Source organism: Brenneria izadpanahii (assembly GCF_017569925.1).
Lineage (GTDB): Bacteria > Pseudomonadota > Gammaproteobacteria > Enterobacterales > Enterobacteriaceae > Brenneria > Brenneria izadpanahii.
This window is the reverse complement of record NZ_CP050854.1, coordinates 1,958,809-1,980,400: the sequence shown is the minus strand read 5'-3', so window position 1 is coordinate 1,980,400 and position 21,592 is coordinate 1,958,809. Positions and strand designations below refer to the sequence as shown.

The window sequence follows — 21,592 nt, the reverse complement described above, 5'->3', positions numbered from 1 at the left end:
AGGCGGGATTGTAACAAATAGCGTTAGTCACGATAGTCAGGATTGCCAAATTATAAGTGAGCTTCATAACTCAAGCCCGATCATTAGCAATAGAATATATCTCTCGCGTTACGCCTCGCGGCAATAACTCAGAAAACGCTGTAATACATTTGAGAGATGCTTCTGGCGATGGTGAACCATATAGAGCGTGCGCGTAAATTTAGGCAACGGAATGGGCAATTCGATCAGTGAACCGCTTTCCAACTGTTCGGCGATAACGTGACGCGACAAACAGCTAATACCAATACCATGACGAACCGCGTGTTTAATCGCCTCGGAATTGCCCAACTCCATCACTAAGCGAAAACGCGGCAAGTGCGCCAGAAGTAGGTGATCCAGAACTTCGCGAGTTCCTGAACCTTGCTCGCGCAAAATCCAGGGAACTTCGGCCAACGCCGATAAAGAGAGCTTCTGCTGGCTAAGCGGGTGCGTCGGAGCGCAGAAGACCACCAACTCATCTTTCAGCCAGGGTTGCGTCACCAAATCAGGGTGATGACACGGCCCTTCGATCAACCCGAGATCGACTCTAAATTCAGACACGCTGGTAATCACATCTTGAGTATTGCCGACGTGCAACTCCAGAGGGATTTCAGGAAAATCCTGCCGATAACGGGCGATCATGGCCGGCAGTAAATAGTTGCCGATAGTGCTGCTGGCATAAATACGTAATGCGCCGTTATCACGGCGAAAAAGCTGTTCAATCTCCGTTGATTGTTCAAGCAGCGATAATGCTTTGGGGTAAAGCAAGCGGCCATGCTCATTTACGACTAACCGTTTGCCGACGCGGTCAAACAATTGGACCCCCAGTTGCCCTTCCAGATCAGCCAGCGCGGCACTGACTGCTGATTGAGAAAGAGCAAGTACGACCGAAGCCTGAGTGGTTGAGCCACTTTTCAGGACTTCAGTAAACACTTCCAACTGACGTAATGTGATATGCATAACTAGCTCTTTATCTGAAATACTTATAGGTTATAAATATATAATCAATTACTCTTTTAACTACACCGATTATAGGATTAGCCATCAGTTCATTATTCTCAGAATAGGTAATAAAATGATGGATATCCCTGTCGGTCAGCACTTAATAACGTGCCGCGACCGGACAATACAAATCCTTCCCGGTCTATTAATAATAGGCTTAATGACTTGCATCCTTCTTTGGTTGGCAAATATTCCAAAAGTCATACAGTGGGGCCAGGCACATTAACACTGGCTATCGTGGCAGGTATCATACTTGGGAATACGGTATATCCATGGCTGCATTCATTCTGCGACCCAGGCGCACAGTGGGCAAAGCACCATCTGCTGCGATGGGGAATTATACTTTACGGGTTTAGACTTAGTTTTCAACAAATTACCGAAATTGGCGTCACAGGCATCGCCATTGACTTTACCATTGTGACATCAACCTTCCTGCTCGCCTGCTGGCTTGGCCGCCGGATACTCAAACTCGACGCCGAAACCGTCATCCTTATTGGCGCGGGTAGCAGCATCTGCGGCGCGGCGGCGGTTATGGCTACGGCTCCCGTGATAAAAGCGCCAGGGAACAAAATCGCCATTGCAATATCAACCGTTGTTATTTTCGGCACGACAGCCATGTTCTTCTACCCCTGGCTGTATCAACTCAACCTTTATTATCACTGGTTGGCCTTCAATCCGCAAACATTCGGCATGTATCTCGGCTCAACTGTACACGAGGTTGCCCAGGTTGTCGCCGCCGGCCATGCGATTGGGGGCGAAACAGAAAATATTGCCGTCATAGGAAAAATGCTGCGCGTTATGATGCTGGCGCCTTTCCTGCTGGCTCTTGGTATTGCGCTTAAAAAAATGGGCCCCAAAACAGCGGCATCGGCAGCAGAGCCCGTATCCCTCGCGTTCCCCTGGTTTGCATTATGGTTTGTGGCCGCCGCCGCTCTAAACTCAACCCGGCTATTTCCCCCCGCGCTGACCGGCGATTTAACCCGGCTGGATAATGTATTGCTGGCGATGGCAATGATGGCATTAGGGCTAACCACCCGGATTAGCGATATCCGTAATGCCGGCCCCAAACCGCTGTTGCTGGCGCTGATTTTATTTGTCTGGCTAATTATGGGCGGCGCATGTATTAACCTGGCTTTTGACCACTTATTCAGCTAGCCGTAAATAAATTATCGCTTAACCGCTGGTTAACCTGACCGACAATGCCATAATGCCTCGTCATCAAGAGGAGAACATCATGAAATACGTAGGAGCCCATGTCAGTGCGGCCGGCGGAGTCGATCAGGCGGTTATACGCGCTCATGAGCTGGAAGCGACGGCTTTCGCCCTGTTCACCAAAAATCAGCGTCAATGGCAGGCTGCGCCGCTGGAGCCTGAGGTGATTGAACGATTTAAAACCGCGTGCGCAACCTATGGTTATACCCCGGCACAGATTTTGCCGCACGACAGCTACCTGATTAATCTCGGACATCCGGAAGCGGAGGCGCTGGAAAAATCACGCGCCGCCTTTATTGACGAGATGTCGCGCTGCCAGCAATTGGGACTGACCCTGCTTAATTTCCACCCCGGCAGCCATCTAAAACAGATTGATGAAGATCGCTGTCTGGCGCGTATCGCCGAGTCGATCAATATTGCGCTGGCGGCAACCGAAGGCGTCACGGCGGTTATTGAAAACACCGCCGGACAAGGCAGCAATCTGGGATTCCGCTTTGAGCATCTGGCCGCCATTATCGACGATGTTGAAGATAAAAGCCGCGTCGGCGTCTGCATCGATACCTGTCACGCCTTTGCCGGAGGATATGATTTACGCACCCAGGCTGAGTGCGATAAAACCTTTGCCGAATTCGATAAAGTCGTCGGCTTTCATTATTTACGCGGTATGCACTTGAACGATGCCAAAAGCGAATTCAACAGCCGGGTTGACCGTCACAACAGTCTGGGAGAAGGCAACATCGGCAAAACGGCCTTCAGCTACATCATGGGGGACGATCGTTTCGATGGTATTCCCCTGATTCTGGAAACCGTGAATCCAGACATCTGGGCAGAGGAGATCGCCTGGCTCAAGTCGCAGGCGCCTCAATCATCAACATAAAACGAAAAAGAGCCGGTTGGTATCACCAACCGGCTCTTTTTCATTACCTCCCTGTATCCCGGCTCGTCCTGTTAAGCCGTCGTTTTCACCAGTTGCTCATCCGGACGCTTCAGGAACGCGTACAGCACGCCTGTTACCACGGTTCCGACGATAATCGCAAACAGATAACCTAATACCGGAGAAATCGCACCTGGGATCAGCAGCACAAACAGACCGCCGTGCGGCGCCATCAGTTTAGCCCCTACCGCCATCGAAATCGCGCCGGTCACCGCTCCGCCAATAATACAGCTTGGCAATACGCGGATAGGATCCCGGGCTGCGAACGGAATGGCGCCTTCGGAGATGAAGCACAGCCCCAGAACCATCGCCGCTTTACCGCCCTCGCGTTCGGTGGCGTTAAATTTCTTGCCGGCCAGTAGCGTCGCCAGCCCCATCGCCAGCGGCGGAACCATCCCTCCCGCCATAATAGCGGCCATTGGGCCATAAATCTGGCTACTCAACAATGTGGTGCCGAATACGTAAGCCACCTTGTTGACCGGCCCGCCCATATCGGTACACATCATGCCGCCCAGAATAGCGCCCAGGATCACCGCATTCGCCGTACCCATGGATTGCAGCCAGTCGGTCAAACCGGTCAGAATCTTGGCAACCGGCGTACCGATGCCGTATACCATGATCAAGCCCATAATCAAGGTCGCGAATAGCGGGATAATCAAGATCGGTTTCAGCGCCGACATACTTTGCGGCAGGTGGACATGCTTGTTGATGGCTCTGGCGATATAGCCCGCCAGAAAACCAGCGATGATGCCGCCGATGAACCCGGCGCCCATGGTATTCGCCAACACGCCGCCGACTAAGCCCGGCGCCAGACCGGGACGGTCGGCAATGGAAAACGCGATATATCCGGCCAACACCGGCACCATCAGCATAAACGCCGAGTCGCCGACCGTTTTCAGCGCTGCCGCCAGCGTGCCCGGTTCCTTAAAGGCTTCGATACCAAACATAAACGACAGTGCGATGCACAGACCGCCGGCCACCACCACCGGCAGCATGTACGACACGCCGGTCAACAGGTGGCTGTATGGCCCAGAGCCGCCTTTTTTCGATTGGCCGGTCGCCTCGGCGCCGCCGGCGCTCTGTCCGTTGGGCTGATAAACCGTCGCTTCCGCCAGCGCCTTATCCAACTCCTGCGCGGTCTTTTTCAGCGCTAGACCGGTAGAAGTACGGTACATTTTTTTACCGGCGAACTTGCTCAGATCGACTTCAATATCCGCCGCGACAATAACCACATCCGCCTGTTCGACTTCTTCCGGCGTAATGGGGTTGCCCGCCCCGACGGAACCGCGGGTTTCAACTTTCACCCACCAGCCGCGTTTCTTCGCTTCGGTTTCAATAGCTTCCGCCGCCATAAACGTATGCGCCACGCCTGTCGGACACGCCGTTACGGCGACGATGCGTTTGGGTGTTGCTGACGAGCCTTGCTGAACAGGCGCCGCGGCGGCAGCCTGATAAGTGGTCGCCTCAGCCTTGGCCTTATCAAGAAAAGCCTCCGGTTGACTCGCGGCCAGTTCAACATCGCCAACAAAAACCTGTTTGCCGTTCAGCGCCGAGTCCGCCGCGGCGGCGGCGCCCAGGATAATTGCCAGTTCGGCTTCATCAGCCTGTTCTGTAAACGTCAGCCCTGCTTTAGCAGCGGCAGCGCCGAGTAGATTTTTCACCAGATGGCTTCTCGCCAGGCCCAGTGATTTGTCTAAAATCAGCAGCGTTTTCATTATTCATCTCCTGCTGTCAGTTAAAGGGTTTAAGATCGACACGCGCCATCATCGCGGCTAACTGAGGACGATCGGTAATACCAACATTGCTTTGGCTCACGGCAAGTGCCGCCACCGCCGTTGCCAAACGCAAAGTATGTTCACTGGACTCACGCATTAATAATCCATAAATCAGTCCCCCGACCATGGAGTCACCCGCGCCCACCGTACTAACGACTTCACAGGCAGGCGGTTTTGCCAGCCACGCGCCCGAAGCATTAACCCACAGAGCGCCTTCCGCCCCCAGTGAGATAACAACATGAGCGATCCCTTGTTCACGCAATGCATGCGCGGCATCAACCACATCATCCAATGTAGGTAATTTACGCCCCGCCCAGATCTCCAACTCCCGGCGATTCGGTTTAACCAGCCAGGGAGCAGCCTTCAAGCCCGCCACCAGCGCATCGCGGCTGCTGTCAAAAATAATGCACGGACAATGGCTACGCAGCCGGGACATCCAATCAGTAAAGGCGTCGGGATCGACGCCGGCAGGCAAACTACCGCTGACGGCGACCATATCGAACTGTCCGAGCCAGCTCAGGGAATCATTGACAAAACGTTGCCAGTCCTGCTGCGTCACCTCAAAGCCGGAGAAATTGAGATCGGTAACGTCCCCGTCTTTTTCCGTCAACTTGACATTGATGCGCGTACGTCCTGGTACAACCTGAAAACGGTTGGCAATGCCCAGCTCACTGAACAACTGCTGAAAACCATCCTGATTGTCTTTACCCAGGAACCCACCCACCGTGACATCAATCCCAAGATCTTTCAGCACCTTGGCAACATTGATACCTTTGCCAGCTGCGTGCAGACCCGCTGTCTGAACCAGGTTTACTTCGCCCTTTTCAATTTCAGGACAATAGCCAACCAGGTCATAAGCCGGATTCAGGGTAATGGTGGCGACTCGCCTGCTCATGCTGCCCCCTCGCCTAAGCCAGAATTAATTGTTTCGCCAATAGCGGCCAATGCCTGTTCAGCATCGTTGCCGCTGGCGGTAAAACGGAGTCTGTGACCTTTCTTCACACCCAATGCGATAACTTTCATCAGGCTGCGGCCGTTCACCGGTTTGCCCGTGCCGTCAAGGTTCGCGACGGTAATTTCGCTGCTGAACTGCTTGATCACATTAACCAGCGTCGTACCCGGACGCGCGTGCAGACCGTGCTCGTTGCGAATGGTGAATTCCGCCGTCAGCACCCCGCTCTCTTCCGGCACATCGCTGGTCAGCAGAGCCAGCAAGGTAGCCGCATCAGCTTTCAGCAAGCGTTCAGCTTTTTGCTCGGTCAATAGTTTGGTCAGGTAGTCGATCGGCGCGTAAGCCTGATCGTCGGCCGCGGAAACCGTCACCAGCAACGCGACGGATTCGCCATCGGCATCGAAAGGCGCGGCAGGACGGGCGACGGCGGCGGCGCTGCTAAGGTTGCCTTCAGCACTGTCGCTGAACCAGATACCTTGTCCCAGATTCAGTGGCTTATTGCTCACGACATGGCTGACGAAACCGGCATCCGCCGCGCCAATCTGTTGCAGGCGGCCGGCATTCAGCGCCTGCAGCGTCAGCAGATTGTCCGTTGCGACATCAAGCGAAATCAGCGAGGTATCGAAACGGAACTCCGGCATCTGCTGCTCGCCCATCAACAGGCCGCGCAATTCTTCCGCCGACGTGGTGCTCGCCAAACGCGCCGCGACGCGATCGTCGCTGAGGACATGCGTTAACTGGCGTAATAGCGCCAGGTGCTCGTCCGAGCTGGCCGCAATCCCCAAAACCACGTAGGCCGTTTGATCTTCGCCCCAGTTGACGCCCTGAGGGAATTGAAACACCTGTACGCCCGTTTTCAGCACCAGATCGCGGGTATCCGTGGTGCCGTGGGGGATAGCGATGCCGTTCCCCAAATAAGTGGATGTCTGCGTCTCGCGCTTCAGCATGCCGTCGACATACGCCGCGCTGACGCACCCGGCCTGAGTCAGAGCTGCAGCAACAAGCTGTATAGCTTCCTGCTTGCTACTGGCTACCGCGCCTAAATGAATATCTTGTTGTGACAACTGGAACATGGCTCTCCTCTCTTGCTGAAAGTTGAATCGTTTCAGCTTTTATGAGAAAAAATGTGTCTATTGAGAAAGGCGTTTCAAAAAAAACTTCGCTGAAACGTTTCAATGAGTCTGTTTCCATTACGCCATTTATGCAAGTGTTCTGCACTATTTACGTAACGAATTTATGACGTCACGCACATTTTAGCCGTTATGTGACACAGTCTGATGACAAAAAGACACATCAAGCTGAAGCGCTGCTGAAGAAAAATAATAAAACAGGTTTTCCGTTTTTTATAAATCGGCGTAATATGACGCGTCCCTCTCGTTTTCTGTCGGCTTTTTAAGCGTTATCACACACCGTATGCACACATCCGTCAGCACAACTCGCCGTCAGCCCGATCTGACTTCGCCCGCTTTTTTGGTTATCGCTTTTTTGACCGGCATCGCCGGGGCGTTACAGCTCCCGACGCTCAGTCTGTTCCTTTCAAATGAAGTACAAGTGCGCCCTTTCCTGGTGGGGATGTTCTATACCGGCAGCGCCGTGATTGGCATCATCGTCAGCCAGGCGCTGGCGGCGCGTTCAGACCGGCAAGGCGATCGCAAAACGCTGATATTCCAGTGCTGTTTGCTCGGCGCCCTGGCCTGTCTGTTGTTCGCCTGGAACCGCAACTACTTTATTCTGCTGTTCGTTGGCGTACTGCTCAGCAGCTTCGGTTCGACGGCGAACCCCCAGTTATTCGCACTGGCGCGGGAACATGCCGACCGTACAGGCCGCGAAGCCGCCATGTTCAGCTCCATTTTGCGCGCCCAGGTTTCGCTCTCCTGGGTGGTCGGCCCGCCGATTGCCTTCGCTCTGGCGTTGGGTTTCGGCTTTACCTCAATGTATCTAACGGCCGCCGCCGTATTTGTGCTTTGCGGGATATTGGTCAGATTCTTTCTTCCGTCGATGCCGAAGGCTGCGGTCAAAACCACGGCTACCCTTGAAGCGCCCCGCCATAACCGCCGGGACACGCTGCTGTTGTTCGCCGCCTGCACGCTGATGTGGACATGCAACGGTATCTACATCATCAATATGCCGCTCTATTTGGTTCATGAGCTCAATCTGCCGGAAAAATTGGCGGGGATTATGATGGGCGCCGCGGCCGGATTAGAGATCCCGTCCATGCTGCTGGCGGGTTATGTCGCCAAGCGTTTCGGCAAGCGCTTTCTGATGCGGCTGGCCGTCTTCTCCGGGCTGTTTTTTTATGTGGGATTATTGTTTCTCGACAGCGAAATCGCTCTGCTGGCTTTACAGTTGCTGAACGCTATTTTTATCGGCATTCTCGCCGGAATCGGCATGCTGTATTTTCAGGATCTGATGCCGGGCCAGGCCGGCGCGGCAACCACGCTCTTTACCAATACCGGCCGCGTAGGTTGGATTATTTCTGGTTCGCTGGCCGGCATTGTGGCGGAAATATGGAGTTATCACGCCGTATTCTTTATCGCGCTGTTTATGATCGCAGGCGCGGGTTACTGCATGTGGCGCATTAAAGACGCGTAGATAGGCCGTTATCCGGCGCGGTGTCGGCTTCCAGTTTAATCAGGTAAATAAGCGCCTCGTCACGATGGCTGAAGCACATATCGGCTCGCGCCTGTAACCCCGAACAGACTGCCGGTCTGAGCGGAGAATGAAATATTCCGCAGCGCATTCGCGCATCCAGATGAATGCACGGCGTGTTGGCCGGCTTGCCATTCGGCATGCCAGGCAACGGGCTGGATATTGAAGGGGCGATGCAGCATGCGCCGCAATCGGAACGACACTCCATCAGCAGGCTCTCCGCTGGGCCGACGATAAGATAGTCAGTCACCATAACAGCCATGCGGACAAACACCAACGCTTCTTCATCTTGTTCGCGCGCGACCTACAATTAATGCTGACGATATGCGCGTTGCATGATTTCCTGCTTGCCTGAATCCCGCGGCGCGAGTAACGTGTCGCCACAAAAATCTCACTCCGCATAGACAGGTATTCTTTATGGCAAGAGCGAACGAAATTAAACGCGGTATGGCCGTTAACTATAATGGCAAATTGCTGCTGGTGAAGGACATCGATATCCAGAGTCCGAGCGCCCGCGGCGCCAGTACGCTATACAAAATGCGCTTTTCCGACGTCCGCACCGGATTAAAAGTTGAAGAGCGTTTTAAAGGCGATGATATTCTCGACACCATCTCCCTGACCCGCCGGACGGTCACCTTCTCTTATATTGATGGCGACGAGTATGTCTTTATGGATGATGAAGATTACACGCCATACAACTTCAAAAAAGAGCAGATAGAAGAAGAGTTGCTGTTCATTCCTGAAGGCGGCATGCCCGGCATTCAGGTGCTGACGTGGGATGGCGAAATCATTGCGCTTGAGTTGCCGCAAACGGTAGATATGGAAATCGTTGACACCGCTCCCGGCATCAAAGGCGCCTCGGCCAGCGCCCGCAACAAACCGGCGACAATGGCTACCGGCCTCACTATTCAGGTGCCTGAATATCTGAGCGCCGGGGAAAAAATCCGCATTCATATTCCAGAACGCCGTTACATGGGCCGCGCGGAGTAAGCGTCGTCGCCGTTCGCGGGTAACACCCTCTCGAAGCGGTGTTACTTGCGAATGCACATTGTTCAACTACCGGTAGGTTACGGTCAAAAGCCTGGCCGTACGTTCAGCGTTGACCCAATCCATGCGAGTTTCCTCTATCAGGTCCGGCAATACGTGGTTAGCCGCCGTCGCTGAATTCGTATTGTAACGATAGTTAGCCTGCTTACCCTCTTGATAACAAGAGAAATTGACGACCGCCTGCTGCGCGCTGGCGACGCAGGGCGACGCAACAATCTGCCCTGTAAATCGGATAATGCCCGAAGCCGCATCGCTGGCGGACGCAATGCCTGATGTGAGTGAGCACAGCGCAACCCCACCGAATAACACCCATTTGCTTAAACTACTCATAAGTCCCCCCTATCAATTGCCGAATACCTAATAGGTATCGACAACAAACAGGGTGAACATTAATTAATTTGATATTATTTCTGATGTAGCATAAGTAAATCTGTTCACATCACAATGTGATCCTATTTAAATCAGGAGTCTATGTTGCTAACCAAAGTTAATCTCATCACCGGCTTTCTCGGTTGCGGGAAAACCACAACGATCCGCCACCTTCTTTCTCAGAAACCCGCAGATGAGGTCTGGGCCGTATTGGTTAACGAATTTGGCGAGATCGGAATTGACGGCGCATTGCTGGAGGATAGCGGCGCGGTATTGAAAGAGATCCCCGGTGGATGCATGTGCTGCGTAAACGGTTTGCCCATGCAGGTCGGCCTGAATATGCTCTTGCAGCAAAAAAAGCCGCATCGCTTATTAATCGAACCTACCGGTCTGGGTCATCCGAAGCAGATTCTCTCGTTGCTGTCTGGCGACAGTTACCGGCCCTGGCTGACGTTGCAGGCGACATTATGCCTGCTGGACGCGCGCCAACTGCGTGAATCCCGCTATACCGAGAATGAAAATTTCCGCGACCAGTTGGCGGCCGCCGACATCGTTATCGCCAACAAGCAGGATACCTACCTCGATGCAGACCGAGCCGCGTTGCAGAAGTGGCGCCAGGACAATAACGACACGCGTCAAATCGTGATGACCAGTCAGGGCCAGGTAGACCGGCAAATCTTGGATCAGCCGCGCCTGAACGAGCGTGAACTGCCTGACGGCGCCCACCATCACCAGCATAAGGCCGCTCAAGGTCTGGCGGCGCTGCGGCTACCGGCCAATGATCCCTGGCGGCGTTCATTGAATCAGGGTCAGGGCTACCACGCCTGCGGCTGGATTTTCGCAGCGGAAACCATCTTTGATACCGCGGCGCTGCTGGACTGGGTTCGTCTGTCGCCGGTCAGCCGGGTTAAAGGGGTTATGCGCATCAAAGAAGGGACATTAATCGTCAATCGTCAGGGTTTGGACCTGCATATTGAAACAAAACCCGTCGCGCCGATCGATAGCCGGATCGAACTCATCAATGAAACGCCGGCCGAATGGAATAATCTACAATCAGTGTTGTTAAAGGCTCGTTTAACTACCGCGGGATAAAATCGTTATTTGGTTAAATTTATATCTTGAGTTACCTATTTCATGTCACGGCGTAATAATTTCACTATTTTACTGCTCAATATATTAGGTATTGGGCTTTTTTTGTCCTGGTATTTACCGCCAGACCACGGCTTTTGGTTTAGCATAGACAGCCATATCTTCTTCTATTTTAATCGCCTGCTAGCCCAAAGCCCGGCGTTTCTAAAGCTGGTGGCGATAACCAACCTCCGGGCGTTTGATGCTTGCGCGCTGATTGCGATGGGGTTGCTATATCTGTCGTTTTATCTAAAAGCGACACAGTCCGGACGGCGGCGTTTGGTGATTATCGGTATCGTTATGCTGTTCAGCGCCCTGGTACTGAATCAACTGGGTCATTTGCTGCCGGTCCAACATGCCAGCCCGACGCTCTACTTTCATGATATTAACCGGGTTAGCGACTTGACAGGCATTCCGGCGAAAGATGCCTCTAAAGACAGTTTTCCTGGCGATCACGGCATGATGCTGATGGTATTCGCCGCCTTTATGCTGCGCTACTTCACCCGCGCCGCATTCGCCGCGAGCGTGGCGATCGTAATTATTTTTTCACTGCCGCGCCTCATGATCGGCGCTCACTGGTTTACCGACATTGCGGTGGGTTCGCTATCGGTCGTCCTGGTTGGATTGAGCTGGTTGCTGCTCACGCCCGCCAGCGACGCATTAATTAATGTGCTGCATCGCTATTTACCCAATCGGCGCCAATCAGGGCAAAAGCCGTCATAACATTGACTGCCGCGCCGATTTCTTGCCGGCCGCTGTCGCGGTCGGCGCTATTCCGCGAGTGATTTTCCTTATTATCAAAGTATTCGTATCCGCGCGTCAGACTCCGCTCTCTTTTCTGACACATTTTTTTAAGGAAAACGCCTTCCGGTTAAGATTTTTTACATCGCCGTTTTTTCACTAACCACATCATTAAATCTTATAAATAAAATAGTTAAAACTACTCGCAATCTGTTTATCTATACGGTAGTCTCACTAAAGTTTGCTTTTTGTCTCTCTTTAGGCTAGGGCAAAAGAAAATAATTGTGCATTCCAACACATTTCCATTACCCCGTGTTTGGAGAAGCGCGAGCTCTGTTTTAGGCTGGATCTCGTTTTGTCGTTTGGCATTTATAACGATATTTATCGTTAAGGACTTCAAGGAAACATAACAACAATGGTCAAATCTCAACCGATTCTGAGATATATCTGGCGGGCGTTGCCTGCTGTTGCGATAGCGTTAACGCTTTCCGCATGTAGTAGTAACAATGTATCTAATCACCAAAACCCACAAACTGAGATGCATGCAGTTAACGATAAAGATGGCCTTTTACTGCAAGCCTCTCAGGATGAATTTGAAGCATTAGTGCGTAATGTGGATATCAAATCCAAATTACTTAGCCAATATGCCAGCTGGAAAGGCGTTCGTTACCGTTTAGGCGGCGACAGCAAAGGCGGTATTGATTGTTCCGCATTTGTTCGCCGGACTTTCCGTGAACAGTTCGGTATGGATTTGCCCCGCTCAACCTATGAACAACAGGAAGTCGGACAAAAAATTCAGCGCGCTAAACTGCGTCCGGGCGACCTTGTTATGTTCCGCGCGGGTTCAACCGGGCGCCATGTCGGCATTTATCTCGGCAATAACCAGTTTGTTCACGCCTCGACCAGCAGCGGCGTCATGATTTCCAATCTGGACGAAGCCTATTGGAAAAAACGCTATCACGAGGCCCGCCGAGTGCTGGATAAAGGGACCAACAGCTAATTCAGCACCCTTTCCTTGATATGCGAAGGTAAATGCCAAACGAGATAAAAAAACGCTGCTTAGTAATAAGCGGCGTTTTTTTATGGCGTGATTCGCAGCCTTGCCGCCAACTGTGTTAAAAAAGATTACTAACAATATGTTACGGCCCCTGGGATGACTCTTGGGAATAAGGTGATTATGGTAGGTTAATCGGCCTATTTCATGGTAAAAAGAGAAAACTAGGGCTAATCAATGTAATGCTAATAATTTCAAAAACTTTATGCTGTAAAAATCAGCCATCATGCAAAAGCCAGTCAGACTGCGGGAGAATGCCGTCAAGATGTTAAAACGCGTTATTACTGCTGTATTGTTTTCCATCATGCCGCTGGGATTGTATGCAGAAACCATCGAACATAGCGCCTCTTTCGCTGTTTTAGGGGAACCTAAATACCATGCGGATTTCCATCATTTCGACTATGTGAACCCCGATGCCCCGAAAGGCGGCAGTATTACGCTAAGCGCTCTCGGGACATTCGATAACTTTAACCGTTTTGCTTTGCGCGGCGTGGCGGCAGCCCGGACCGAGCGGCTTTATGATTCCCTGTTCGTCACCTCTGACGATGAGCCGGGCAGCTACTATCCGTTAGTGGCCCAATCCACCCGCCATGACGCTGATTTTCACTGGATAGAAATCGATCTGAATCCCCGAGCGCGTTTTCATGACGGCACGCCGATTACCGCGACCGACGTAGCATTCACCTATAACATGTTTATGACGCAGGGCGTGCCGCAGTTTCGCATCTATTTTAAAGGCGTTACCGCAAAAGCCGTGGCGCCGCTTACGGTCCGTTTTGACTTCCCCACGCCGGATAAAAACCGCATGTTCAGCCTGCTGACGCTGCCCATCATGCCGGAGAAATTCTGGAAAAATCAGAAATTAAATGAACCTCTGCCCTATCCGCCGCCCGCCAGCGGCCCTTATCGCATTACCGCGTATCGTACAGGGCAGTATGTCACCTATTCACGGGTTAAAGATTACTGGGCCGCCGACCTGCCGGTAAATAAGGGACAGTATAATTTCGATCAAATCCGCTATGACTACTATCTGGATGACAGCGTCGCGCTGGAGGCGTTTAAAGCGGGTGCATTTGATCTGCAAGTTGAAGGCTCGCCGAAACATTGGGCGACGCAATACCAGGGCGGTAATTTTGACCGTGGTTATATCATCAAGCAGGATCAGACAAATCAGTCCGCGCAAGATACCCGTTGGCTGGCTTTTAATACTCAACGGCCGATCTTTAGCGACCGGCGGGTTCGGCAGGCGCTGACGCTGGCGTTTGATTTTAACTGGATGAATAAGGCGCTATATTACAACGCCTATCAGCGCGTCGATAGCTATTTTCAGAATACGATCTATGCCGCAAAAGGAGAGCCTAGCGCGGCAGAACTGGCCTGGCTGACGCCGCTGAAGGACAAAGTGCCGCCGGAAGTATTCGGCCCCAGCTACCAACCGCCCGCTTCCGACGGCAGCGGTTACGATCGGGAAAACTGGCTGAAGGCGCTGAAACTGCTGGAACAGGCCGGATGGGAATTGAAAAATCAGCGCTTGGTCAATCGTCAAACGGGTAAGCCGTTTACGTTCGAACTCTTGTTGCCTACCGCGGGCAATTCGCAGTACGCGCTGCCTTTTCAGCAAAACCTGAAAAAGCTCGGCATCACGATGAACATACGAAACATCGACAGCACCCAGTTTAACAGCCGCCTGCGCAAACGCGACTTTGATATGACGGCGACGCTGTACCCTGCCTTTCTCTATCCGAATGACAGCCTGCAAATGTATTGGCACTCGCAATATATCGACTCCACCTACAACACATCCGGCGTACAGGATCCGGCGATTGATTCGCTGGTTGACGAAATTACCCGGCATCTTGGACAGGAAGCGCCGCTATTGTCGTTAGGAAGAGCGCTGGACCGGGTACTGACCTGGAATCAGTTAATGATCCCGATGTGGTATTCCAATCATGACCGTTTCGCCTACTGGAATAAGTTCGCCATGCCTGCGATTCGCCCGGCTTATTCATTAGGCTTTGACGGCTGGTGGTACGATGTTAAACAGGCGGCTACGCTGCCGGCAGAGCGACGTTAAGTTAAGGAGTCAACGTGGGAACTTATCTATTACGCCGCCTTTTACTGGTGATCCCGACGCTGTGGGCGATTATCACCATCAACTTCTTTATCGTGCAAATCGCGCCGGGCGGGCCGGTCGATCAAGCGATCGCCAACATTGAAATGGGTCATGGCAGCGGTTTTCCCGGCGGCAGCGGCATCGACGCAGGCATGGCCCGGACGGGCGGTTCGGGCGCCCCCAATATCGAGAATACCTATCGCGGCGCCCGCGGTCTGGATCCCGAGGTAATCGAAGAAATCACCAAACGCTACGGTTTTGATAAACCGATTCACGAACGTTACTTCAAACTCTTGTGGGACTACCTGCGTTTCGACTTCGGCGATAGCCTGTTCCGGGGCTCTTCCGTAATACAGTTGATCAAAGAGAGTATGCCGGTTTCCATTACGCTTGGACTGTGGAGCACCTTGATTATCTATTTGGTTTCCATCCCGCTGGGAATCAAAAAAGCGGTCAAAAACGGCACAGCCTTTGATACCTGGAGCAGCACGCTGATTATCATCGGTTACGCCATTCCCGCGTTCCTGTTCGCTATCCTGCTGATCGTTTTGTTCGCCGGCGGCAGCTATCTGGACTGGTTCCCGCTGCGCGGGCTGGTCTCCAGCAATTTCGATACGCTGCCCTGGTACGGCAAAGTCACCGATTATCTATGGCACATCGCCTTACCGGTTTTCGCTACCGTGATTGGCGGTTTTGCCACGCTGACCATGCTGACCAAAAACTCATTTATGGATGAAATCCGTAAGCAATATGTGGTGACGGCGAGAGCCAAAGGGCTGGATGAAAAAAGCATTCTCTACCGTCACGTATTCCGCAACGCGATGCTGCTGGTGATTGCCGGTTTCCCCGCCACCTTTATCAGCATGTTTTTTACCGGCTCGCTGTTAATCGAAGTGATGTTTTCATTAAACGGTCTGGGACTGTTGGGCTACGACGCCACGCTGCAACGCGATTACCCGGTGATGTTCGGTACGCTCTATATTTTTACGCTGATCGGCCTGTTGCTGAATATCATCAGCGATATGACCTATACGCTGGTTGACCCGCGTATTGATTTCGAGGGACGCCAATGAGCCGACTGAGCCCCATGAATCAGGCGCGCTGGGCGCGTTTTAAAAGCAACCGTCGTGGATACTGGTCGCTGTGGATTTTTCTTGCGCTGTTTATCGTCTCCCTGTTCTCAGAACTGATTGCCAACGATAAGCCGCTGTTAGTGAAGTACGACGGCCAGATCTATACGCCCTTTATCGTCAACTACAGCGAAACGACGTTCGGCGGCCAGTTTGACACCACGACAGACTTTCGCGATCCCTATATCGCTCAACGTATCGCGAATCACGGCTGGGCATTATGGCCGTTGATCCGCTACAGCTATGACACGATTAACTACGCCACGACCGTCTCTTTCCCTTCCCCGCCATCGCGGCAAAACCTGCTGGGAACCGACAGTCAGGGGAAAGATGTGGTTGCTCAGGTGTTGTACGGATTCCGCATCTCGTTATTGTTCGGTCTGGCGCTGACCATACTTTCCAGTCTGATCGGCATTACCGTCGGCGCCACGCAGGGATATTACGGCGGCCGGCTGGATTTGTGGGGTCAGCGCTTTATTGAAGTCTGGTCCGGTATGCCGACCTTGTTTCTGATTATTCTGCTTTCCAGCGTGATTCAGCCCGATTTCTGGTGGCTGTTGGGCATTACGGTGCTATTCGGCTGGATGAGTCTGGTGGGGGTCGTGCGGGCGGAGTTTCTCCGTACACGGAATTTCGACTATATCCGCGCCGCGCAGGCGATGGGCGTCAGCGATCGGGTCATCATGTATCGCTGCATGCTGCCAAATGCGATGGTCGCCACCTTGACCTACCTGCCGTTTATTCTGTGCGGTTCGATCACCACGCTAACCTCGCTGGACTTCCTGGGATTTGGTTTGCCGATGGGTTCCCCTTCATTAGGTACATTATTGCTGGAGGGGAAAAATAACCTCCAGGCCCCCTGGTTGGGGATCACCGTATTTATGGTGCTGTCTATCGTGCTGTCTTTACTCATTTTTATCGGCGAAGCGGTGCGCGACGCCTTTGACCCCAGCAAGGCGCATTAATATGGCTACTTCACCGTTATTACAGATTGAAAACCTTAGCGTCGCCTTTCGCAGCGGAGAGCGCGAGCAGCGAGTCGTCGACCAGATCTCGCTTACGGTCAATGCCGGCGAAACGCTGGCGTTGGTGGGAGAATCGGGTTCAGGGAAAAGCGTGACCGCCCTCTCCATCCTGCGGTTGCTGCCTTCGCCTCCCGTGGTCTATCAACAAGGCGATATCATCTTTGCCGGTCAGTCGCTGCTGCATGCGGATGAAAAAACGCTACGCCAGATCCGCGGCGATCGCATCGCCATGATCTTTCAGGAGCCGATGGTTTCGCTCAATCCGTTGCAAAGCATCGAAAAACAGCTAATCGAAGTGCTCGCGCTGCATCGCGGCATGCGCAATGACGCCGCCCGCAGCGAGGTGGTCACCTGCCTGGATCGCGTCGGCATCCGGCAGGCAAAAAGCCGGCTGGGTGATTTCCCCCACCAGCTTTCCGGCGGGGAACGCCAGCGGGTGATGATTGCCATGGCGCTGCTGACGCAGCCCGACCTGCTGATCGCCGATGAGCCCACCACCGCGCTGGATGTTACCGTACAGGCGCAAATATTGGCGCTGCTGGATGAGCTGAAACAGGAACTGGGCATGAGCCTGCTGTTCATTACCCACAACCTGAATATTGTTCGCCGCTTGGCCGATAACGTTGCAGTGATGAAATCTGGTCAGCGTGTGGAATATAACGCCTGCGATAGATTGTTCTCCGCTCCGCAACACCCTTATACCCGTCAGCTTCTGGACGCCGACCCCGCTGGCGAGCCGGAACCGCTCACCAGCGATATCCATCCGATTTTACGCGTTGAACAATTGCAGGTGTCCTTCCCTGTCAAACGCGGACTGCTGCAACGCATCGTCGATGAAAAGCAGGTTATCAAAGACATCAGCTTCACCCTGCGTCGCGGTGAAAGCATCGGTCTGGTCGGCGAGTCCGGTTCGGGGAAAAGCACCACTGGACTGGCGCTGTTGCGTTTACTGCGTTCACGCGGGAAAATTTGGTTCGATAATCAGCCATTGCATGAATTTACCCGCAAGCAGATGTTGCCCTTCCGCCGCCGGATTCAGGTTGTATTTCAAGATCCCAACTCAGCCTTGAACCCGCGGCTGAATGCCGAGCAAATTATTTCGGAAGGGCTGACCGTACATCAGAAGTTGAGCAATCAAGAGCGGGAGCAACGCGTAATTGAAGCGATGCGGGAAGTTGGCCTGGATCCATCGACTCGCCATCGCTACCCTTCCGAATTTTCAGGAGGACAGCGCCAGCGTATCGCCATCGCCAGGGCGCTTATTCTGCAACCCGAGCTGCTCATCCTTGACGAGCCGACTTCGTCCTTGGACCGAACCGTTCAGGCTCAGATCCTGGCCTTGCTGAAATCGCTGCAGCAAAAACGCCAGTTGGCTTATTTGTTTATCAGCCACGACCTTCAGGTCGTGCGGGCATTATGTCATCAGGTGATCGTGTTAAAGCAAGGCGAAGTCGTGGAGCAAGGGGATTGCCGGGAAGTATTTACTCATCCCGCGCAAGACTACACGCGCGAACTGCTGCAGTTGTCATCTTAAGGCTGGATTAAACGCACGCTGAATTTTATTGATGAAGCGTCAATCAGTCATCGACGGATATCAGAAAGCGCAGCAACGTCAGGAGTGATATTGCTGCTTAAAACGGATATTGCGCGGACACGGGCTCGGCAATCGCCACGCCGATATTTTTCAAACGGCACATGGCGGTGCTTTCATCATTCCGGTGTAAAAACAGGCAAGGCTCGCCTTCCCATTCCAACACGGAACTCTCGACCTGAATTTCATTCAGGGACTGATTCAGGTGACGCATAACCTTCCATGCATCATCGCCATCATGGCTCAATAATTTCAAGCCAATCAGGTTATTGTCTTCATCTCTGCCACTTAGCGGAATGGGCTCAACGTTTATACCTGCAAAACCCGATAACCAACGATAACTTTGCGGCAAACGATGCACTACCGAAAGTTGGAGACTATTCACGACGGTTTTCCCTCAGGGTATGTTTTACTTAGAATTCACAAATAAATAACATTTTATCATGGTAGCCTGAGCGCTCCACCATTTCTAGATAAAAAAACGATGTAACGACTTATATTGAGCATCACTATCTACCCATAGCTGATATAGGCCACTATATGGACAATTAATGTCAACACGATCACAAATTACTACTGTTCTTTGGGTTATATGTAACTCTTTCCATTAAATATCTCAACCCATTTCACTCCATCTATTCACTTTTGTTTTATATGTTTTACATATACAAAACAAATAAAGCGATTAATCTCGTCACTCACCCGATTCGCGCGCAAGCGGCGATCGCGCCATTGCACGGCGCTGCGCGGTTTAAGATCCCCGCTGGCGCGAGCATGATGAATAGAGAGCGACTTGACTACAGAGGCAAGGTTTTGCGGAAGGAAAACAGCGCGCCGCGCCCGCCGTTATGAATATCAGGATTTAGCGGGACGGCTGGCGTAAAGATAGGCCAGCAGAGCCCCCATCGAGCACAGCGCCATGGAAATCACCATCGGCCAGGCGCTGTTAAACATCATCAGCGACAGGATGCTCCCCGTTACCGCGCCAAAACCGAAACGGAGCGTCCCCGCCAGGGACGATGCCGTACCCGCCATATGAGGAAACTCATCCAGAATCACCGCCATCGCATTGGAGCCCACCATCGCCGTGCAACCAACAAATATTGCGACGCCAAACACCAGGGCGAGAAAACCCAGATCAAATGCACAGACTAGCAGCAGAAATATTCCCATGGAAAACTGAATCGTCAACCCGATGCGAAACAGCGTTACCGCGCCCAGACGCCGGACATTTCGGCTGTTAAACAACGTCATCAGAACCAGGAAAACAATATTCAGAGCAAAGTAATAACCAAAATCCTGCGGGGAAACGCCATGCAGGTCGATGTAAACAAACGGGCCGGCGCTCAGGAAAGAAAACATCCCGCAGAAAGAGAACCCCCCGGCCACCATATAGCTAAAAGCCCGCTTGTGACGGAAAAGGCTCACAAAGTTACCGACCGTCGTGCGCAGATGAAACTTCTGTCGTCTTGTCGGCGGCAGCGTTTCCTGAATAAAGAAGAAGACCAACGCCGTCGCCAGCAAGGCGGCGCCCGACATCACCCAGAAAATCGCATGCCAACTGAACCATACCAGCAGCGCGCCGCCTAGAATCGGCGCCACCAGCGGCGCCACGGTCATCACCAGCACGACAAACGACATCATGCGGGAGAAATCATCTTTGGTGAACATATCACGCATCAATGCGTTGATGACCACGGCCGCCGCCGCCGCAGACATCCCGTGCAGGAAGCGCAGATAAATCAGCTGTTCGATACTCTGCGCCAGCGCACAGGCCGCTCCCGCAATGGCGAAAACCAGCGTTCCGCCCAGAATGACCGGTTTACGTCCCAGACTGTCGGCCATGGGTCCATAGAACATCTGACCGAGAGAAAATCCCAGAACATAGGTGCTGAGCGTCATCTGGACACGACCGGCATCAACGCTGAATTCCGTCGCAATGGTCGGCAATGCCGGCAAATACATATCAATCGCCAGCGGCATGAGCATGGAAATCAGGCCTAGGATAAAAATCAACCCAATATGAGAAGGCTGGTTCTGTTGCACAGAGAAGACTCCTGGTTACTGCCCGATGCTCGCGACTTCCTGACTGCTCAGTTCCCGGTATTCCCCCGGTTCCAATCCGCCGTCCAGACTAATGCCGCCGATACGTTCACGATGTAATTGCACGACGCGGTTGCCTACCGCGGCGAACATCCTTTTCACCTGATGATATCGCCCTTCACTGATGGTCAGACGTACCTGATACTCCGTTATCTTCTCCAGCGCGGCGGGTTTGGTTAAATGCTTCTCGCCATTGAGCTGAATGCCGGCCGCAAACTGTTCGGCGGTATCCTCGCTTAATGGCTGCTCCAGCGTCACCAGATAAGTTTTTTCACAGTGATGTTTAGGTGAAGTGATACGATGCGACCACTGCCCGTCGTCGGTTAGCAGCACTAAACCGGTGGTATCGATATCAAGGCGTCCCGCCGCATGCAGCTTGTGGGCGACCGGCACATCCATAAAATAAAGAATCGTCGGATGATCGGGATCTTCCGTCGAGCACACATAGCCCTGCGGTTTATTCAGCATGAAATAGCGCGGCCCATGGAACTGCGCCAGCGGATTGCCGTCGAATGCGACCTGATGTTCAGGCAGCAGTTTAAAAGCGCCGCTTTTTACCACCTCACCATCAACGGTAACCCGTTGCGCACGCAGTTCACGCGCCACCAGCGAACGGCTGATAGCCAGTTGCTGAGATAAAAATTTGTCCAATCGCATTACAAACCAACTGCCTTTTTAAACCACGAACCCGATACACGTAGGGCGATACGCCAACGCGCCAAGACTCATGAAGATGAAGAAGATCAGCG

General features: G+C 52.7%; 19 protein-coding genes and 1 pseudogene. 11 read left to right on the top strand and 9 right to left on the bottom strand.

Features of this window, described 5'->3' with window-relative positions:
* Positions 1–108 precede the first annotated feature (108 nt).
* The gene (yieE, locus tag HC231_RS08865; protein WP_208230641.1) at positions 109–978 is read right to left on the bottom strand and encodes a DNA-binding transcriptional regulator YeiE; all 870 of its coding nucleotides are present in this window, start codon (positions 976–978) and stop codon (positions 109–111) included.
* A 118-nt stretch (positions 979–1,096) separates the two neighbouring features.
* On the opposite strand from yieE, the pseudogene HC231_RS08860 reads away from it, so the two are divergent.
* A pseudogene (locus HC231_RS08860) lies at positions 1,097–2,175 on the top strand (YeiH family protein).
* Positions 2,176–2,254: 79 nt separating this feature from the next.
* The gene (nfo, locus tag HC231_RS08855) at positions 2,255–3,109 is read left to right on the top strand and encodes a deoxyribonuclease IV (protein WP_208230640.1); all 855 of its coding nucleotides are present in this window, start codon (positions 2,255–2,257) and stop codon (positions 3,107–3,109) included.
* A 71-nt stretch (positions 3,110–3,180) separates the two neighbouring features.
* Here nfo and fruA read toward each other — a convergent pair whose 3' ends face one another.
* The 3 genes from fruA to fruB are packed head-to-tail and all read right to left on the bottom strand — an operon-like array spanning position 3,181 to position 6,966.
* Positions 3,181–4,881, bottom strand: a complete 1,701-nt coding sequence (gene fruA, locus HC231_RS08850) for a PTS fructose transporter subunit IIBC (protein WP_208230639.1) — start codon at positions 4,879–4,881, stop codon at positions 3,181–3,183.
* A 16-nt stretch (positions 4,882–4,897) separates the two neighbouring features.
* On the bottom strand, positions 4,898–5,836 hold the full coding sequence (gene fruK / locus HC231_RS08845) for a 1-phosphofructokinase (RefSeq protein WP_048639278.1): 939 nt from the start codon (positions 5,834–5,836) through the stop codon (positions 4,898–4,900).
* Positions 5,833–6,966, bottom strand: a complete 1,134-nt coding sequence (gene fruB / locus HC231_RS08840) for a fused PTS fructose transporter subunit IIA/HPr protein (RefSeq protein ID WP_208230638.1) — start codon at positions 6,964–6,966, stop codon at positions 5,833–5,835. Before fruB ends, fruK begins: the two co-directional genes overlap by 4 nt.
* A gap of 340 nt (positions 6,967–7,306) precedes the next feature.
* Between fruB and HC231_RS08835 the strand changes: the two genes are divergently transcribed.
* Entirely contained in the window at positions 7,307–8,485 is a 1,179-nt protein-coding gene (locus HC231_RS08835) for a sugar efflux transporter (RefSeq protein WP_208230637.1), read from the top strand.
* Here HC231_RS08835 and HC231_RS08830 read toward each other — a convergent pair.
* A complete protein-coding gene (locus tag HC231_RS08830) occupies positions 8,472–8,750 on the bottom strand; it encodes a YkgJ family cysteine cluster protein (RefSeq protein ID WP_208231270.1) in 279 nt (92 codons plus the stop codon). The two genes, HC231_RS08835 and HC231_RS08830, sit on opposite strands and share 14 nt — an antisense overlap.
* 209 nt (positions 8,751–8,959) lie before the next feature.
* On the opposite strand from HC231_RS08830, the gene yeiP reads away from it, so the two are divergent.
* Positions 8,960–9,532, top strand: a complete 573-nt coding sequence (gene yeiP, locus HC231_RS08825; protein ID WP_208230636.1) for an elongation factor P-like protein YeiP — start codon at positions 8,960–8,962, stop codon at positions 9,530–9,532.
* A 66-nt stretch (positions 9,533–9,598) separates the two neighbouring features.
* On the opposite strand, the gene HC231_RS08820 is transcribed toward yeiP, so the two are convergent.
* Complete coding sequence (locus tag HC231_RS08820; RefSeq protein WP_208230635.1) at positions 9,599–9,919, bottom strand: fimbrial protein; 321 nt, start codon at positions 9,917–9,919, stop codon at positions 9,599–9,601.
* A gap of 144 nt (positions 9,920–10,063) precedes the next feature.
* Here HC231_RS08820 and HC231_RS08815 point away from each other — a divergent pair, with 144 nt between their 5' ends.
* The 7 genes from HC231_RS08815 (at position 10,064) to yejF (ending at position 18,683) form a co-directional block, all read left to right on the top strand.
* The gene (locus HC231_RS08815; RefSeq protein WP_281397416.1) at positions 10,064–11,050 is read left to right on the top strand and encodes a CobW family GTP-binding protein; all 987 of its coding nucleotides are present in this window, start codon (positions 10,064–10,066) and stop codon (positions 11,048–11,050) included.
* Positions 11,051–11,092: 42 nt separating this feature from the next.
* Positions 11,093–11,809 carry a phosphatase PAP2 family protein gene (locus HC231_RS08810; RefSeq protein WP_208230633.1) on the top strand — a complete coding sequence of 239 codons (717 nt, stop codon included), beginning with the start codon at positions 11,093–11,095 and terminating at the stop codon, positions 11,807–11,809.
* Positions 11,810–12,242: 433 nt separating this feature from the next.
* Entirely contained in the window at positions 12,243–12,827 is a 585-nt protein-coding gene (mepS, locus tag HC231_RS08805) for a bifunctional murein DD-endopeptidase/murein LD-carboxypeptidase (RefSeq protein ID WP_208230632.1), read from the top strand.
* Between the two features lie 319 nt (positions 12,828–13,146).
* Complete coding sequence (locus tag HC231_RS08800; protein WP_208230631.1) at positions 13,147–14,955, top strand: extracellular solute-binding protein; 1,809 nt, start codon at positions 13,147–13,149, stop codon at positions 14,953–14,955.
* A 14-nt stretch (positions 14,956–14,969) separates the two neighbouring features.
* On the top strand, positions 14,970–16,067 hold the full coding sequence (locus tag HC231_RS08795; RefSeq protein WP_208230630.1) for a microcin C ABC transporter permease YejB: 1,098 nt from the start codon (positions 14,970–14,972) through the stop codon (positions 16,065–16,067).
* Complete coding sequence (locus HC231_RS08790) at positions 16,064–17,089, top strand: ABC transporter permease (protein ID WP_208230629.1); 1,026 nt, start codon at positions 16,064–16,066, stop codon at positions 17,087–17,089. The genes HC231_RS08795 and HC231_RS08790 overlap by 4 nt, the downstream gene beginning before the upstream one ends.
* 1 nt (position 17,090) lies before the next feature.
* Positions 17,091–18,683: a microcin C ABC transporter ATP-binding protein YejF gene (gene yejF, locus HC231_RS08785; RefSeq protein WP_208230628.1), complete on the top strand. Its 1,593-nt coding sequence runs from the start codon at positions 17,091–17,093 to the stop codon at positions 18,681–18,683.
* Between the two features lie 97 nt (positions 18,684–18,780).
* Here the strand turns inward: yejF and HC231_RS08780 are convergent, their stop codons facing one another.
* The 3 genes from HC231_RS08780 to rsuA form a co-directional block, all read right to left on the bottom strand.
* Entirely contained in the window at positions 18,781–19,125 is a 345-nt protein-coding gene (locus tag HC231_RS08780; protein WP_208230627.1) for a YejG family protein, read from the bottom strand.
* Positions 19,126–19,595: 470 nt separating this feature from the next.
* Positions 19,596–20,786: a Bcr/CflA family multidrug efflux MFS transporter gene (locus tag HC231_RS08775; protein ID WP_208230626.1), complete on the bottom strand. Its 1,191-nt coding sequence runs from the start codon at positions 20,784–20,786 to the stop codon at positions 19,596–19,598.
* Positions 20,787–20,801: 15 nt separating this feature from the next.
* Entirely contained in the window at positions 20,802–21,500 is a 699-nt protein-coding gene (gene rsuA, locus HC231_RS08770; RefSeq protein ID WP_208230625.1) for a 16S rRNA pseudouridine(516) synthase RsuA, read from the bottom strand.
* Positions 21,501–21,592: the final 92 nt, after the last annotated feature.

What these genes read in the sequence shown, in the direction of transcription:
- yeiP (WP_208230636.1), top strand. Translation starts at nt 8,960, where the DNA reads ATGGCAAGAGCGAACGAAATTAAACGCGGTATGGCCGTTAACTATAAT.
- yejF (WP_208230628.1), top strand. Translation starts at nt 17,091, where the DNA reads ATGGCTACTTCACCGTTATTACAGATTGAAAACCTTAGCGTCGCCTTT.
- HC231_RS08835 (WP_208230637.1), top strand. Translation starts at nt 7,307, where the DNA reads ATGCACACATCCGTCAGCACAACTCGCCGTCAGCCCGATCTGACTTCG.
- HC231_RS08800 (WP_208230631.1), top strand. Translation starts at nt 13,147, where the DNA reads ATGTTAAAACGCGTTATTACTGCTGTATTGTTTTCCATCATGCCGCTG.
- fruK (WP_048639278.1), bottom strand. Translation starts at nt 5,836, where the DNA reads ATGAGCAGGCGAGTCGCCACCATTACCCTGAATCCGGCTTATGACCTG.
- HC231_RS08790 (WP_208230629.1), top strand. Translation starts at nt 16,064, where the DNA reads ATGAGCCGACTGAGCCCCATGAATCAGGCGCGCTGGGCGCGTTTTAAA.
- rsuA (WP_208230625.1), bottom strand. Translation starts at nt 21,500, where the DNA reads ATGCGATTGGACAAATTTTTATCTCAGCAACTGGCTATCAGCCGTTCG.
- fruA (WP_208230639.1), bottom strand. Translation starts at nt 4,881, where the DNA reads ATGAAAACGCTGCTGATTTTAGACAAATCACTGGGCCTGGCGAGAAGC.
- HC231_RS08820 (WP_208230635.1), bottom strand. Translation starts at nt 9,919, where the DNA reads ATGAGTAGTTTAAGCAAATGGGTGTTATTCGGTGGGGTTGCGCTGTGC.
- HC231_RS08830 (WP_208231270.1), bottom strand. Translation starts at nt 8,750, where the DNA reads ATGGAGTGTCGTTCCGATTGCGGCGCATGCTGCATCGCCCCTTCAATA.
- mepS (WP_208230632.1), top strand. Translation starts at nt 12,243, where the DNA reads ATGGTCAAATCTCAACCGATTCTGAGATATATCTGGCGGGCGTTGCCT.
- fruB (WP_208230638.1), bottom strand. Translation starts at nt 6,966, where the DNA reads ATGTTCCAGTTGTCACAACAAGATATTCATTTAGGCGCGGTAGCCAGT.
- HC231_RS08810 (WP_208230633.1), top strand. Translation starts at nt 11,093, where the DNA reads ATGTCACGGCGTAATAATTTCACTATTTTACTGCTCAATATATTAGGT.
- yieE (WP_208230641.1), bottom strand. Translation starts at nt 978, where the DNA reads ATGCATATCACATTACGTCAGTTGGAAGTGTTTACTGAAGTCCTGAAA.
- nfo (WP_208230640.1), top strand. Translation starts at nt 2,255, where the DNA reads ATGAAATACGTAGGAGCCCATGTCAGTGCGGCCGGCGGAGTCGATCAG.